We start from the raw sequence: 14498 nt of genomic DNA on the forward strand, positions 1-14498 counted from the left end.
AATCCCACAATGATTTAAGGCTTGTTTTTTTTGCATTGACTACGTAATTGACTACGCATAGCCTAAAAATTGACGTATTTAGCAAACTGATCAGCAGTTTTTTCTATGCTAGCCTTTGTAACGTGAGTATAAATATTCATAGTAGTTTTAATGTCAGAGTGGCCAAGCCGTTCTTTCACAACTTCAATTGCTGCACCAGATTCAAAGAGCAAACTGCAATGAGTATGCCTTAAACCATGAACTGTTATTTTTTTCAGTCCATGACGTTCAATAATCTGATTGATACGATTTGTTGTATTAGCTGGCTGAATGTATTTATTTTCCAATGTAGTAAAGACTGCTTGTGTTTGATTCATGGTATTAAAGCCAAACTTCAGCATATCGATTGCTTGCTGCTTTCTCCATTTCTTTAGAACATCCATTGTTACTTGATCTACTGAAATAGTCCGAGCGCTAGATTTATTCTTAGGTGATTGGATGACGAGACGGTTATTTTCGCCCCTAGCCAACGCCTTTGAAACAGTAATGGTACTTTCTTCAAAGTTTATATCTTTCCATTGCAGAGCTAGTAATTCGCCTTTACGAAAGCCTGTAAATGCCAACGTTCGGAAGATAGCATACCACTTAATATAAAAGTCATTCTCAACGTGTTTAAGAAACGTTTTTAGTTCCTCTTTAGAATAAAAATTTTCTTCTTTTTCCTCATCGATAACTTCTTTACGTTTAGGCATGGTTATTTTGCGCATAGGATTGCTTTTAAGGGTTTCTATCGTGATAGCATAATCTAGTACCTTTGTAACATAATTCTTCAGCATACGATATTTAGCGAGCTTCTCGCACCATTCATTTACTGTTATCTGGCAATACTTGATTGTAATCTTATCAACCCTGTATGAACCAAAAGCAGGTAAGATATGATTGCGGAACATCTCTTGTGTTTTAACATAGGTACTCTCTTTAACGGTATTCTTATATGCCGAATCAAACCACAATTCATATACATCTTTAAACAACATCTTTTTTTGCTGCTCAAGGCCGTTTTCTTCTACCTCAACCATTAATCTTGAACGAGCGAGTAAGGCCTCTTTACGACTTGAAAAACCTCTTCTAGTGGTCCTCTTTTGCTTCCCTGTCATTGAATCAGTACCAAGATAGAGCTGGAACATATAAGCCTTGCTACCATCTTTTTTTGTGTATTCCTGAATAACATCTTGTTTCTTACTCATGTTTATCTTCCCTTTCCTATTCCAGCCAAGGATAAAGAATAAAGAAAGATATATTTTATTTTTTTATTACTTTTGAAATCATATTTATCCAAATATGTTACTTCTTTATCATTGAATCTAATAATCTCAAAATTATTTCTTGCTCTTCTTTAGTAATAATTGAGAATTTAGATATGTACTCAGCGCTATTTTTATCTAACAAGGCTATGGATAGGTAAAAACTCTCAATATTCATTTGGACTAAATTTTCAGTATTTTCGTCATTGTCAGATGGTACTTCAATCGAATTAGAAATTGTTTCTTCTATTATTTTTATTGAATCGTTTGATAGAAGGCTGTGTACTTTTTCTTCTCCTTTGTTTATTAAAGACCTAACATAATCATTATCTAGCATTTCAATTCGACTGCTTATTTCAATTAATTTAATTTTTTTAAGTATTTTTTCACGTTCAGCTAAGAACTCATCGCTAGTATCAAAAGATGCTATTTCCAATTTCTTTCCGTAAAGTAATTCTTCAACCGTTATATCCCCTAATTCTGCAATAGTTTTTAAATTCTCTTTATTGGGTAAATTTCTACCTTTTTCCCAATTGTAAACAGTAGTTTTACTTGTATTGAACTTTCGACCAAACTCTTCTAAGGTAAATCCAAAACTCATTCTTAGTTGCTTAATTCTTTGCCCTACAGATGTGTTGTCTATTCTCATATTAAATCCTCCTTACTTGTTATACTAAATAAAAAGTTAACAAAAGTAAACAAAAAACATTGACGTTTAAAAAAATATAAGTTATTATTCATTTAAGTTAGCAAAAGTTAACAAATAGAAGAGGGGTGAATTTATGTCTCACAATAAAGTTAGAGGCTACAGGGTGATGCTTGGTTTAACGCAAGAAGACTTAGGAAAGATATTGGGGTGTACAGCCCAAGCAATTTCTTCAAAGGAAAATGGCAAAACGAATTTTAAGGATGCGGAGAAAGAAATACTTTTGGAGCTATTCAAGAAAATAGATAATAGCTTGTCAATTGATGAAATTTTTTTTAATAAAAAAGTTAGCAAAAGTTAACAATTAAAAGAAGGAGTGAAGATACTTGGAAATTATCAATAAAGAAGTAGGAAGTAGAATCAAGTCCATTAGGCTTAATCGAAAAGAAACTACTGCCGAATTTGCAAAATGTTTTGACCCACCAGCAAGTGATAGTTTAGTATCCCGTTGGGAACGTGGTGTAAACCTACCTAATACAACAAGATTAAAAAAAATAGCTGAAATAGCAAATATTTCAGTGGATGAATTATTACATGGAAAAGAAGAGGAGCAGATAACTATGGAAACAGTAATTTATAACGGAAAAGTAAAGATCCTGGATGAAAAAATAGGGGATGTGGTTCTAGAGCTAGAGAGTGGAGATTATGGCTTTATGGACTTGCTGGAAGAATTAAAGAACGATGATTTGTTTGAGTATTACGATGGCAGCGGCCTTTATATTTTGAAAGAAGTGAAGTTTATTCGCAAAGAAGAAAACAAAGTGATCAATCGTTTTTACTTCAATGGTGCTAATTAAGGGGGTGAAACTATGGAACAGATGAAGCCACAAGAAGAAATGCCACGCCTCACAGTCTATTTACCACTTGACATAGAAAAGGCCGTATACGCTGATTTTTTAACTTTAGCAAGGTATGCAGTAGAGGAAACAACTCGAAGCATAACTGTTAACGATCGTTATTTGAACCAGCAACAATTATGCGAGTATTTCAAGTGTGGGGTAGAGGTTATTCGAGATTGGCGCTCAAAGGGCTTGAAGAGCTTCAACAAGGGCAAAGAAATCATGTTTGATATGAAAGATGTAGCAACGTTTTTAGATAGTCAAAAATATTAAAAATTAAAACATTCCAGCCAAGGATAGAGAAATAAAGAATACAAATATAAAGGGTGAGAGGTGAGATGGTGACCATTCTACAAGAAGCGTTTTACGGTGGTCTATTTGTGGGAGTGATAATTTCAATAGTCTTTCACACATTCATCAGACTAATGAAAGAGATTGTTATAGAAAAAAGACAACAAAAAAGCACCTAAGAAACAGCCATTTCTTAAGCGCTAGGAAAGTAAATTAATCAACCTACTTTCCATTATTGTAACACAAAATACGAAAAAACCAGATATATAGGGAGAGAATAATCATGACAAACGAAAGAAAAATAATTTCACTATTAGAAGATACGAACACTAAGAAAGAATTTGTTTATACCTTAACAGAAGTCATCAGAGAGTTGACCGAGAATGTACTAGAAAGCAGAATTACCGACCATGACAGCAGGGAAGAGAAGCTAATTGCCATCGGGCATGATTTGAGTAGAATATACCCTCATATCGAGAATATACACCATATGATTACCGACTTGAATATAGAGATTAATAAGCAGATAGATGAAGCGATCAGATTAACAAGGGCGCAGTAATATGCAAAAAACTAAATAGGCATGCAAGGAGTTGGTTATTCACTAAAGGGTAGCAATCGCTTATAGTCCGCCAACGCTACAAGTTAACGATGATATAGCCGTTAAAGCTGTAGGCGCTACTCTTCATTGAGTAACCAACTAACTAGGGCATGGATGCAATTAAACTTAGAGAATGAGGGCATAAAAATGAAAAATAAAATAAATAAAGACCAGTTAAAAGCATTGAATTCAGATATTTATGAAATAATTCTTTCGATAAAGATGAGTAATAACTGGATTGATTTAGTAAAAAATCCAAGTTCAATGAGTGTAGAAGATATGGCGTTTCATTATACATATACTTATAATGCTTTGGAAGATGTGTTTGACATAAATCAGGCAAACATAGACAAGTTAAATGCTATTACTAGTTTTTTAATTGACTTACAAGATAATTTAGAATGAAAAAGAAGGTGATTACATGAGTGAGAACAAAAGATATTATTGGCTGAAGTTAAAAGAAGATTTTTTTGAAGATGATACGATGCAATGGTTAGAAGAACAAGAAAACGGTACGGAATACACTCTTTTTTATTTAAAACTCTGTCTACGTTCTTTAAGGTCTGATGGCCGCTTAATAAGGTATGTAGGAGAATATCTTATTCCTTATGATATAAAAACACTTGCAAAGCTGACACAAACAGACCCAGATACTGTTCGGGTTGCTATGGATTTATTTAAAAAAATAGGCCTCATTGATCTCCTGGATAGTGGAGAAATTTTTCTCAAACAACTGGATGAGATGGTTGGCAGTGAGACTAACAAAGCTGAGTTAATGCGGAGGAAACGAGCAGAGGAAAAACTTATTGCTAATGAGAAAAAAGACAAAAAGCGGTTAGAAGTCGATAAGGTAACATTGTTACCTGAAAGTTACCAGAAAGTTAACCAGAGTATAGAGAAAGAGTTTAAAGATAAGAGTATAGAGTTAGATGTTGTTAGGTCCAAAAATAACGACAACGACAAGCTAAATCCTTTTACTTTCTACCAAGAAAATGGCTTTGGAACTATCGCTCCTCTTATCAGAGATAAGATAGTTGCTATTCATAATGATTTCAAAGAAATTGGATCATCCTCGTATGATGCTGATCATTTAATTATTAAAGCTTTAGAGATGGCTGTTATCAGGAACATCAGAAACTGGGCTTATGCCGAAAAAATCCTTATTAACTGGAACAATAAAGGTTTTAAGACAGTCATGGATGTAGATGCATCTGAAAAGCAATTCCAAGCATCCAAGAATAGGGGAACACATACGTTTATTTCTGAAGAATCTTCAAAGACAACTGAGGAATTACTTGAAAATAGCCGAAAAAGATTAGCAGCGGATGTGGCCAACACTAGTGAAGAAGATTTTAGCTTATTCAGATAGGAGGTAACATAGCAATGCAAAATACTGTTAGAGGGATGCAGAGAGAGTTATTTGAGGGGAAACTGGTAAAAGATACGTTCTTAATGACTGATGAATGGTGTACAAGCGAAAATCATTCAGGAAAGTATAAGAAAATCATGAATTTAAAAACAGATGAGATTCATTGTCCTAAGTGTTACGGAATTTCTAAAAGTAAGGAAATAGATGAAGAATTGAGCGATAAGGCGTTACATTATAGCGATAATGAAAAAAAAGCTTATTTCAAACGCTTCTCTATTTACGGCAGTCATGCTTTTGTTGGACAAGGTTTTAATGATTATAAAACGCCAACTAATAAAGAAAAGGACGTTAAAGCGAGCATTATGACATTAACAAAGCAGATTGCAGAGGGCCAAACTAGAAATATATTCCTTACTGGTAACCCTGGGACAGGGAAAAGTATGTTGGCTTATGCAGCTGCATCCAATATTAGTGATTATTCTGAAAAATATTCAAAACAGTTGTCTGTTATGTTTGTAGATTTTACAACACTCTTGGAGCTGATTATTGAATCATACAACAATAATGCGACTGATAAAAAAACAGATAACTATTACTTAAAGCTGATGAAAGATGTAGATGTGCTCTTTATAGATGATCTAGGTACTGACATTGGGAAGATAGATACGTATAAGCAAGCCAGTGACCATACAGTTAAAACATTGTTCAAAGTTATAAATGCTAGGGACGGATTAAAAAGTACGATTTTAACAACTAATCTTTCTTATGACCAATTTAAAAAAGCTTATGATCCGAGAATCTCATCCAGGTTATCAAAAAATCTATCTGTTATTGATTTCAACGGTATTACTGACAAAAGGCCATCATTTCATTAGCAAAAGGATTGCAGCTTTCTATACCCGACAATTTAGCGGGTATGAGAAGTTGACGCACTAAATCAGTGCCTGGCCTAACGAAACGTTACCACAGGCATCTTTAGATGGAGCCCTAAATTAGGATTGCACAAAAATATGCAGGGATAGCCGAAAATTAGGCTACCTGTATCAAATTGCTAAATTTACTTGTCGCAGCGGAATTTTAAGCAGTGAGATTTTTAATGGTTAAAGGATGGCTATAGGGTTGCGGAAAATTCCGCAGGGTTCCCTAAAATTGTGGAGGCCTCGATTTTAGGGGTGTCCAATTTTGGATAGACCTAATCAGCCGAAAACTCGGCTGATTATCGAGCCTATATAACTAGGCTAAGATGACCTATCGAATCGCTACCCCATGTAAACTGTTAATTAGGTAGGTGGAGAAAATCCATTTAGTACGATCTGTTTAATATGAAAAATTTTAAATTGAATCTTAAGAAAAGAAAGAGTTTCAATGAGCGGAAAAATCCGCTCATTGATTTAAAACAATTATCAGTAAAAGGATTTTATAGAAAAAGGAATTGTATTGTATGAATAGTTTTTTTGATTAATAGAAGATGGAGGTCGTTAATTGGGAAAAGAGAACACATACTATTTAGGTATAAAGAATATTTTACGCAATTGGCTATATTTTAAAACGAACTTTTCTAATATTTCAGAGATACATATTCAAAGTGTCAGATTATTTTATAAATCACTAGCTAGGTTAGAGAAAGAAGATTATGCAATTCTCTATGAGAAATATATCCAATACTCAGATTTTAAGGTTATAGAAGACCCTATTACTGGTAGAAATAAGCAATCTAATATTACAAAAATTGTGAGTAGCAAACAAATAGCAAAAGAAAAAGGAATATCTTTGAATGTATACAGAGACCAATTATTAACAGCAACCTACAGGCTAGAAAATCATTATAAATCTCTTCAGGGCGAAGAGCGGTTTAAAAAATATGAAGAATATTTTTTAGGTGATTTTGTCGCTTACATTAATCGGAATCTGCAAACAAAAGAGTATAGAATATATTTTCACTTAACATCAGTTCTTCAAGAGTCTGAAGTGGAAGAAAAGGCATTTGCTATGGATAAGTTTCGTATACCTAATTAAAACGATAGAACGTCATTAAAGGTGGTGTATGGGTGGCAATAGATGAGAAATGCATAGAGTATTACATGAATCTTGATAGAAAGATAAACAGAGCTAAAGAGCGAATAGCTAGACAGCAGATTCTCTTCTACAGTCAAACCATGAGCTCCTATATTACTTCAGACGGATTGAAGGTATATTCGCGAGGCTTCTCAGTTGAAAAGAACGTATGCCGTTATGTGGATAAAGAAGTAGCAATGAAGAAAGGCTTGGAAATAATGGAGTTTCAGTATAGATATTTCAAGAGGTTCTTTGAACAGTTACCGCATAATACCAAGATTGCATTAATGGAGAAGTATTGGTTACAAAAACCTATTGAAATGCAGACAACAGAAAAGCTTTGTCTCAATGAAATAAATGAGATTGAGGAAGCCTGTATTCACTGCTTTGGATATTCAGTATTTGAAGATTGGGAGGATGATACAGAGGAAAGGGATCCTAAAAAGGCAGGAGAATATCAGGAAGTAATGGCAGAGGACTTTCAAGATATGCTAAACCTTTTAAATATATGAATCGCTCAGAAGATTCTTAAGAGAGTAATTGCACTCAGTATAGATGCAATAGGTAAAGTGAATTAAATCTGAAATGGATAAAATCAATAAAATCAATAAAATCAATAAAATCAATAGAAGAAAGATTATAATATTAAGGGGATAAATATTTTGAAAACAATAAACGAAATTGAAATTTTACTAACAGAAAAGATAACTGAAAATAAAAATGCTATCAAAAAATATACAAAAAAAATTGAAGATGCGGAAAAAGAAATGCAACAGGCCAATGCAGACTTAACAGTTGCAGAGAATGATATAGACGTTGAGAAGTATAAAAATGCGAAGGATGCCATTTGGTCTGCAAAACACGGCAAAGAACTTTATAAAAAACAAAAAGACAAACTATCTAATAGTCCACTGATTACGAAGGAAGAATACAATCAATTATTGTTTGATATCACTCAAAATGCTAATGCAGTTCACGAAGAGCAAAATCAACGTGCGGCGGCTTTAATAGCTGAATTAAAGGTAATTGCAGATGAATCAACTCAAACGTGGCATCAAGCAAATAAGTTGATGCATATGTTGCAACGGGAAGTGTATAAAGAACCAACGGGAGTTCTTCAGCTGCCAAATGGAAACACAACGTTTTCAATCGATAAAGAATATAAGAATCAAGAAACCGTGCATAATTTCTATCAGAATAAAGTTAAAGGTTCATTTCTATCTAAAAAAGCTGGAGAACAGCCGGAGCCGGAACAATCAACTAATAAATATTGGGGCTAATAAAAAAGGAGGTCAATGTAATGATAGAAAAAAAATATTTAGATTTAAAAGGAATGCAAGATCGTGTGGATGAAGAGAATCATAAGAAGGCATCAGAGTCTTGGGAAAAATTCAACAAGAAAATGGAACGACAGAAAGAGAGTCAAAAAGAATGGAATGACTTAATAGCTAAGGCAGTCCTATCGGAGCGTGAAGAGAACGAGAAGAAGCGATCGATTGAAATAGAAAAAGAGAAAGCCAAAGCTATTAAAGAAGTGGAAGATAAGTATGAAAGACAAGGTCTTAAGTCGGAAGATACCAAACGAAAAGAAGAAGCATATAGAAGTCTGTTGAGAAATATTTCTGGAATGAATGACTGATAGCTATCAATCATTGAGGGGGGGTGGGTACCTCCCTACCCCTGCGTCTGTCCTTCACGCAGTCACTGTACATATGTAAGCCTGTCCGCTCCTTAAAACGTCCGTAATTCAAAAGAAAGAGGTGGTTAAGATAATCAAAAAGTGTCCTGTATGTAACAACGAAGTAACGAACACTAAAAACAAATATTGTAGTGTTTCATGCAGAAATGAGAGCGTTAAAGAAAGAGATCGTTTAAGAAAAAGAGAAGAACGTAAGGCTGAACGTGAGGTTATTAGACGGGAAACATCAGAAACTCACAAGAAGAAGTTAGAACAGCAACGGCAAGAAGCAGAGAAACGACAAGAAGAAAGCCGTATCAAGCTGAAAGAACGTGCTGAACAAGGCGATAACCTAGCTTTGATGCACCTAGCCGAACCAAACAGCCTAGAATATTGGAAAGCTTATAAAGATTATGAGATTGAACAAAGCCAGCAATTTAAAGAAGAACGTATTAGGCTAGTGAATGGTATCAGCGTTTTGGAAGATGATTTTGCAGAACGTGTAATAACTACTATTGCAGAAGAAAAGAAGATATTCAGCACCATAGTTACTTGAGAGGGGGTGATTGATGGTTAATTTTGTAGCCTTTAATCGAAGGGAGGTGATTCTAATTAATTGGGTGGGAGGTTGGCAAATTAGAAAAAGAAAGTAAGGTGAGAATATGGCAACAGAATTAGGGCAAGCATATGTCCAGATAATTCCGTCCGCTAAAGGAATAAGCGGTAAGATTCAAGAAGCGATGGGCGGAGAAAGTGAGAAAGCAGGTAAAAGCGCTGGTTTAAGCATTGCGGGTGCAATTAAAGGTGCGATTGCAGCGGCGGGTATCGGTGCAGCATTAAAATCTGCAATATCAGAAGGTGCAGCGCTCGAGCAGTCTATTGGCGGTATTGATACGCTTTTTGGAGATAGTGCAGCTAAAATGAAAGAATATGCGAATGAGGCATATAAGACGGCTGGTTTATCCGCTAATGATTTTATGCAACAAGCTACATCGTTCTCAGCATCTTTACTTAAGTCAGTTGGTGGTGACACTGAAGCAGCGGCCGAAGCAGCGAACATGGCAATGATTGACATGGGCGACAACGCAAACAAGATGGGTACATCGATTGAGGATATCCAAAATGCTTACCAAGGTTTCGCAAAAGGTAATTATCAAATGTTGGATAACTTGAAACTGGGTTATTCTGGAACAAAAGGAGAAATGGAAAAACTCTTAAGCGATGCTACCAAATTGTCTGGTGTTGACTATAACATTGACAACCTTGATGATGTCTATCAAGCGGTACACGTTATTCAAGAAGAAATGGGAATAACTGGAACAACTGCTAAAGAAGCAGCCGAAACATTAGGCGGTTCATTCGCTGCAATGCAAGGTGCGTTCAAAAATTTTAAAGGTAATCTAACATTGGGTAATGATATAGGGCCATCGATGAAAGCACTGGCAGAAACAGCGAGCACTTACCTCTTTGACAACTTAATACCAGCGATTGGAAATATCATTCAAGGGCTACCATCGGCCATTACAACGTTTATTCAAGCAGGTTCTCCTGCATTAATGGAGGCAGGAATGGGTTTGATAACATCCTTGTCAAACGGGGTCACAACAGGGCTACCTGTTATGTTTCAACAACTACAAACATTCCTGGCACAAGCGATTGGATGGTTACGTGAGCAATTTCCAACGATCGTTCAAAATGGTATGGAATTCATTGTTAACTTTGCAAATGGATTTTTTGAAGCATTGCCTTCTGTCATTTCCAATATTGGGCAAATACTTAATCAAGTGTTAACGGCAATCGTCGCCGCTGTACCTACAATCATGCAGGGTGGTTATGATTTGATTACAGGACTTGCGCAAGGACTGTGGAATAACTACCCAATGATTATCCAAAGAATAACATCTATTATCACAGGTCTGCTTCAAACCATTCTTGAAAACTTCCCTGCTATTGTAAGAAAAGGGATGGAATTAATCGGAAAATTAGCTTCTGGAATTTGGAATAACCTACCCATGATCATATCAACTATGGGGAATTTAATAGCAAACGTAATTAGTAAAGTCGGCAGTTACCTGCCTAAGTTTTTAAGCGAAGGTATGAAGTTAATCGGAGAAATGGCAGTAGGTATAATCAATGCGATACCTGGGATTGTTGCAAAAATCCCGCAAGTCATTCGTGCTTTAATCAGTGCGTTTTCTGGAATAAAAGCACAAGCAATGTCGATTGGTTCTGATTTGGTAATGGGTCTTTGGAATGGTATTGCATCCGTAAAAGATTGGATTATTGGTAAGATTGGCGGCTTTACAGACAGCGTGGTAGGTAGTATTAAAGGCTTCTTTGGTATAAAATCGCCATCACGTGTGATGCGTGATGAGGTAGGTAAGTTCTTGCCAGAGGGGCTTGCTGTTGGTATTGAGGGTAATATCAGGCCAGTTACAGATGCAATGGATGATATGGCCAACATCGCTACGGGAACACTTCAATCTGAACTAGCGTTAACTGCTTCACATATCCTTAATATGTCTGCAATCGACTCAGGGATGACCTCTCAGACGATTGAGTCACGCTTCTATGATGCAATGGATCAGCTATTGAATAAAGACTTTGATGTTTATATTGATGGCAGAATTGCAAGTGCGCAATTGGCTCCTGGAATGAGTCAGGAACTGCAGAAAAAAAATAATGAAACTGCTAGGAGAAAGGCTGTGATTCTTCGATGATAATCATGGATAATTACGCTATGGGTATGAAAGGGAATAAGTTTGTTGTGATAGATCCAGAAGGAGAAGTATTTAATCGAAAGTGGATAGACAAAGAATTTTTAATAAGTGAAAAATGGAGACGACCTAGCGAATCGCTACCCCGGGAGCTCGCTCATAAATAAGCTAGTTCAACTCATCTACGCACTAAAGGGTGCTCCAAAATTGGGTTACCCTTTACCGTGATTTTATCCAAGAATTGGACGGTTCACCCCCATTTAAGGACTAGCGAATTGCGATTCCATGAGTTGAATCAGCTGAATTTTCCGCCGATTGCCTTCTAAAGGGGTTAGCCGAATTTTAGGCTGACCATACGTCAAATAAGCCTGCACAAAACAATGCAAGCTACTCAAATTATTCTCTATCCTTGGCTGGAATATTTTTGACTACGTAATTAACTACGTGTGTAATGAATCATCAGTAATTAGCAGATAACATATTTTTTATTTCTACTATATAATACGTTGAAACTAACTAATAAGAACTGCTAGAAAATGTCTAAAGCAGACCCCCATAACCCATAAAAAAAACGATTAAACGAGGGTAAGAAAAGATAAATTCTTTTCTTACCCTCGTTTTTTTATAGACTAGGGGATTATAAGTTCAGCCATCAATGTCTAGCTCCCAAGTCCTGGCCTACTTGTCCGCTTTTCTTAAAAAATGGTATATACCTAGTTGAGAACTTTCTATTAAAGACTTATAATCATTTGAAAGGGTTTTAAATAACAATATAAGAAGAATAGGTGACTAATCATGCTAGTAGGAGCAATTGAAGCAGGCGGAACAAAATTTGTATGTGCAATTGGAAATGAAAAGAACGAAATTATTGAGCGCGTTTCCTTCCCAACAACGACACCAGAAGAAACATTAGCACACGTTTTTGAATTTTTTGATCAATATGAATTAGCAAGTATCGGAATTGGTTCGTTTGGACCGATTGATATTAACGAAAAATCTGAAACTTATGGCTATGTTTTATCAACACCAAAATTGGCTTGGAAAGATTTCGACTTCTTAGGAGCTATGAGGGAACGTTATGATATTCCAATGGGATGGACAACGGATGTTAATGCTGCTGCACTAGGTGAATCAGAAAAAGGGGCAGCAGCCGGATTAAACAATGTGATGTATATTACCATTGGAACAGGAGTTGGAGCTGGAGCTATTGTAAATGGTCAATTATTACAAGGAATTGGCCATCCTGAAATGGGACACTTATTAGTAAAACCACATCAAGATGATCATTATGACGGCTTTTGCCCATATCATGGAAACTGTTTAGAAGGAATGGCAGCAGGTCCTTCTATTAATGGGCGTCTAGATATGGCAGGTAAAGATGTCGATCCAGACCACCAAGTTTGGGATTTCATGGCTAACTACATAGGACAAGCTTTAGTAGCCTATACTGTTATTCTTCGTCCAGAACGTATTATTTTAGGCGGAGGCGTTATGCACGCACCTAAGATGCTAGATAAGGTAAAGGAAGCATTCGATGCCTTACTAGGGAATTATGTTGATGTACCTGAACTTGATTCATATTTAGTGAAACCAGGTTTAGGAGATAATGCAGGAATTACAGGGGCTATCCTCTTAGCTAATCAAGTAAAATAAAAGAATCGAGAGCGCGTCTCTCGATTCTTTTTCTTCTATATATTAACTATTTTTTGGTCCAGGGTTAGAAGCAATGACTTCCAAGTTACCACTAATGTCCCAAGAGGTTACTGTAGCTGGTAAAATAAAGTGATCACCTTTAGCAAGTGGATAAGAGATGTCATTGACAATAACTTGTCCGTTTCCTTCTATAACACTGACTAAAGTATAAGGTGCATGTTTATCAAAATGAATACTAGATTGAATATTCCATTTATAAACAGAGAAGTAGTCACTTTCAATAAGAGTAACAATCTCATTGTCATCTAGTTTTTTAGTCTGAATAAACAAATCAGGATTTTGATCAGGAATCATAGAAACATCAATTGATTGTTGAATGTGGAGTTCACGACCATTGCCATTATCGTCAAGACGGTCATAATCATAGACACGATAAGTCGTGTTGCTACTCTGTTGTGTCTCTAAAATCATAATTCCCGCTCCAATAGCGTGAATGGTGCCGCTAGGAACAAAGAAGAAATCACCTTTTTTAACTTTAACGCGAGTCAATAAGTCATCCCATTGACCAGCTTCAATCATCTCAACAAAAGCGTCCTTTGTTTGAGCAGAGTGTCCATAAACAATTTCAGAACCTTCATCCGCATCAATGATATACCAGCATTCTGTCTTACCTAGGTCATTTTCATACTTTAATCCGTACTCATCATCAGGGTGAACTTGAACAGACAAGTCTTCTGTAGCATCAATAATTTTAGTTAATAGAGGAAACACAGGTGACGAGGGATTACCAAATAGCTCAGGATGTAATTTATATAATTCATTTAAAGGCACACCAGCGTGGCTACCTGAGGAAATAGTGCCAACGCCATCTAAATGGGCACTAATCGCCCAGCATTCACCGGTATGCTCACTTGGGATTTCATAGCCATAGATATCACGTAGCTTAGTTCCTCCCCAGATTTTTTCCTGAAGCTTAGGGTTCATAAATAATGGTTCTTGCATGTTCATCCTCCTTAAGTTATAAACGTGATATGCTTTACACATCTATTATAAACAAAAGGTATAGATTTAAAAGAAGAATATAATAGAACTAAACGCGGTGTCGTTAAATTTAGTCGATATTAATACAACAGAATATATTGACCTTTTGTAAATCAGATGTTATTATAACGAAGTCGCTTGTTTAAGGCGCACAAACACATCTTTTCAAAACATCTGAAAAACTTTTAAAAAGAGTTGACAGAAAATAAGATAGATGATATTATATAGAAGTTGTCACGACACGAACTTAACGTAACGCGTGATA

Annotated in this window: 17 protein-coding genes; 14 read left to right on the forward strand and 3 right to left on the reverse strand. The window is 35.8% G+C overall.

All coding sequences use genetic code 11. The annotated features are described in order from the left end of the window. Positions 1-62: 62 nt before the first annotated feature. Both BW721_RS08525 and BW721_RS08530 read right to left on the reverse strand, forming a co-directional pair. On the reverse strand, positions 63-1226 hold the full coding sequence (locus tag BW721_RS08525) for a tyrosine-type recombinase/integrase (RefSeq protein ID WP_076767885.1): 1164 nt from the start codon (positions 1224-1226) through the stop codon (positions 63-65). A 97-nt stretch (positions 1227-1323) separates the two neighbouring features. Then, positions 1324-1932, reverse strand: a complete 609-nt coding sequence (locus tag BW721_RS08530; protein WP_076767887.1) for a helix-turn-helix domain-containing protein — start codon at positions 1930-1932, stop codon at positions 1324-1326. 133 nt (positions 1933-2065) lie between these two features. Between BW721_RS08530 and BW721_RS08535 the strand changes: the two genes are divergently transcribed. From BW721_RS08535 to BW721_RS08600, 14 genes are all read left to right on the forward strand, one after another. Further along, positions 2066-2290: a helix-turn-helix transcriptional regulator gene (locus BW721_RS08535; RefSeq protein ID WP_076767889.1), complete on the forward strand. Its 225-nt coding sequence runs from the start codon at positions 2066-2068 to the stop codon at positions 2288-2290. 25 nt (positions 2291-2315) lie between these two features. Beyond that, entirely contained in the window at positions 2316-2786 is a 471-nt protein-coding gene (locus BW721_RS08540) for a helix-turn-helix domain-containing protein (RefSeq protein WP_076767891.1), read from the forward strand. A gap of 12 nt (positions 2787-2798) precedes the next feature. Beyond that, positions 2799-3101, forward strand: a complete 303-nt coding sequence (locus BW721_RS08545; protein WP_076767892.1) for a helix-turn-helix domain-containing protein — start codon at positions 2799-2801, stop codon at positions 3099-3101. A 301-nt stretch (positions 3102-3402) separates the two neighbouring features. Beyond that, positions 3403-3681 carry a hypothetical protein gene (locus BW721_RS08550; RefSeq protein ID WP_076767894.1) on the forward strand — a complete coding sequence of 93 codons (279 nt, stop codon included), beginning with the start codon at positions 3403-3405 and terminating at the stop codon, positions 3679-3681. A 186-nt stretch (positions 3682-3867) separates the two neighbouring features. Continuing rightward, complete coding sequence (locus BW721_RS08555; RefSeq protein WP_076767896.1) at positions 3868-4125, forward strand: hypothetical protein; 258 nt, start codon at positions 3868-3870, stop codon at positions 4123-4125. Between the two features lie 16 nt (positions 4126-4141). Beyond that, positions 4142-5089 carry a phage replisome organizer N-terminal domain-containing protein gene (locus BW721_RS08560; RefSeq protein WP_076767898.1) on the forward strand — a complete coding sequence of 316 codons (948 nt, stop codon included), beginning with the start codon at positions 4142-4144 and terminating at the stop codon, positions 5087-5089. Between the two features lie 14 nt (positions 5090-5103). Continuing rightward, entirely contained in the window at positions 5104-5964 is an 861-nt protein-coding gene (locus BW721_RS08565) for an ATP-binding protein (RefSeq protein ID WP_076767899.1), read from the forward strand. 607 nt (positions 5965-6571) lie between these two features. Then, on the forward strand, positions 6572-7105 hold the full coding sequence (locus tag BW721_RS08570; RefSeq protein WP_076767902.1) for a hypothetical protein: 534 nt from the start codon (positions 6572-6574) through the stop codon (positions 7103-7105). Positions 7106-7137: 32 nt separating this feature from the next. Next, entirely contained in the window at positions 7138-7656 is a 519-nt protein-coding gene (locus BW721_RS08575; RefSeq protein WP_076767904.1) for a hypothetical protein, read from the forward strand. A 150-nt stretch (positions 7657-7806) separates the two neighbouring features. Next, positions 7807-8424: a hypothetical protein gene (locus tag BW721_RS08580; protein ID WP_076767905.1), complete on the forward strand. Its 618-nt coding sequence runs from the start codon at positions 7807-7809 to the stop codon at positions 8422-8424. Positions 8425-8444: 20 nt separating this feature from the next. Continuing rightward, entirely contained in the window at positions 8445-8783 is a 339-nt protein-coding gene (locus BW721_RS08585) for a hypothetical protein (RefSeq protein WP_076767907.1), read from the forward strand. A gap of 121 nt (positions 8784-8904) precedes the next feature. Further along, the gene (locus tag BW721_RS08590; protein WP_076767909.1) at positions 8905-9378 is read left to right on the forward strand and encodes a hypothetical protein; all 474 of its coding nucleotides are present in this window, start codon (positions 8905-8907) and stop codon (positions 9376-9378) included. A 106-nt stretch (positions 9379-9484) separates the two neighbouring features. Continuing rightward, on the forward strand, positions 9485-11542 hold the full coding sequence (locus tag BW721_RS08595) for a phage tail protein (RefSeq protein ID WP_076767910.1): 2058 nt from the start codon (positions 9485-9487) through the stop codon (positions 11540-11542). Positions 11543-12334: 792 nt separating this feature from the next. Then, a complete protein-coding gene (locus BW721_RS08600) occupies positions 12335-13192 on the forward strand; it encodes an ROK family protein (RefSeq protein WP_076767912.1) in 858 nt (285 codons plus the stop codon). Positions 13193-13234: 42 nt separating this feature from the next. Here BW721_RS08600 and manA read toward each other — a convergent pair whose 3' ends face one another. Continuing rightward, positions 13235-14194: a mannose-6-phosphate isomerase, class I gene (gene manA / locus BW721_RS08605; protein ID WP_076767914.1), complete on the reverse strand. Its 960-nt coding sequence runs from the start codon at positions 14192-14194 to the stop codon at positions 13235-13237. Positions 14195-14498: the final 304 nt, after the last annotated feature.

Source organism: Jeotgalibaca sp. PTS2502 (assembly GCF_001975685.1).
Classification (GTDB): Bacteria; Bacillota; Bacilli; order Lactobacillales; family Aerococcaceae; genus Jeotgalibaca; species Jeotgalibaca arthritidis.

Coding starts and splice junctions, on each gene's coding strand:
- BW721_RS08525 (WP_076767885.1), bottom strand. CDS start 1,226: ATGAGTAAGAAACAAGATGTTATTCAGGAATACACAAAAAAAGATGGT.
- BW721_RS08530 (WP_076767887.1), bottom strand. CDS start 1,932: ATGAGAATAGACAACACATCTGTAGGGCAAAGAATTAAGCAACTAAGA.
- BW721_RS08535 (WP_076767889.1), top strand. CDS start 2,066: ATGTCTCACAATAAAGTTAGAGGCTACAGGGTGATGCTTGGTTTAACG.
- BW721_RS08545 (WP_076767892.1), top strand. CDS start 2,799: ATGGAACAGATGAAGCCACAAGAAGAAATGCCACGCCTCACAGTCTAT.
- BW721_RS08550 (WP_076767894.1), top strand. CDS start 3,403: ATGACAAACGAAAGAAAAATAATTTCACTATTAGAAGATACGAACACT.
- BW721_RS08555 (WP_076767896.1), top strand. CDS start 3,868: ATGAAAAATAAAATAAATAAAGACCAGTTAAAAGCATTGAATTCAGAT.
- BW721_RS08560 (WP_076767898.1), top strand. CDS start 4,142: ATGAGTGAGAACAAAAGATATTATTGGCTGAAGTTAAAAGAAGATTTT.
- BW721_RS08565 (WP_076767899.1), top strand. CDS start 5,104: ATGCAAAATACTGTTAGAGGGATGCAGAGAGAGTTATTTGAGGGGAAA.
- BW721_RS08585 (WP_076767907.1), top strand. CDS start 8,445: ATGATAGAAAAAAAATATTTAGATTTAAAAGGAATGCAAGATCGTGTG.
- BW721_RS08595 (WP_076767910.1), top strand. CDS start 9,485: ATGGCAACAGAATTAGGGCAAGCATATGTCCAGATAATTCCGTCCGCT.
- BW721_RS08600 (WP_076767912.1), top strand. CDS start 12,335: ATGCTAGTAGGAGCAATTGAAGCAGGCGGAACAAAATTTGTATGTGCA.
- manA (WP_076767914.1), bottom strand. CDS start 14,194: ATGCAAGAACCATTATTTATGAACCCTAAGCTTCAGGAAAAAATCTGG.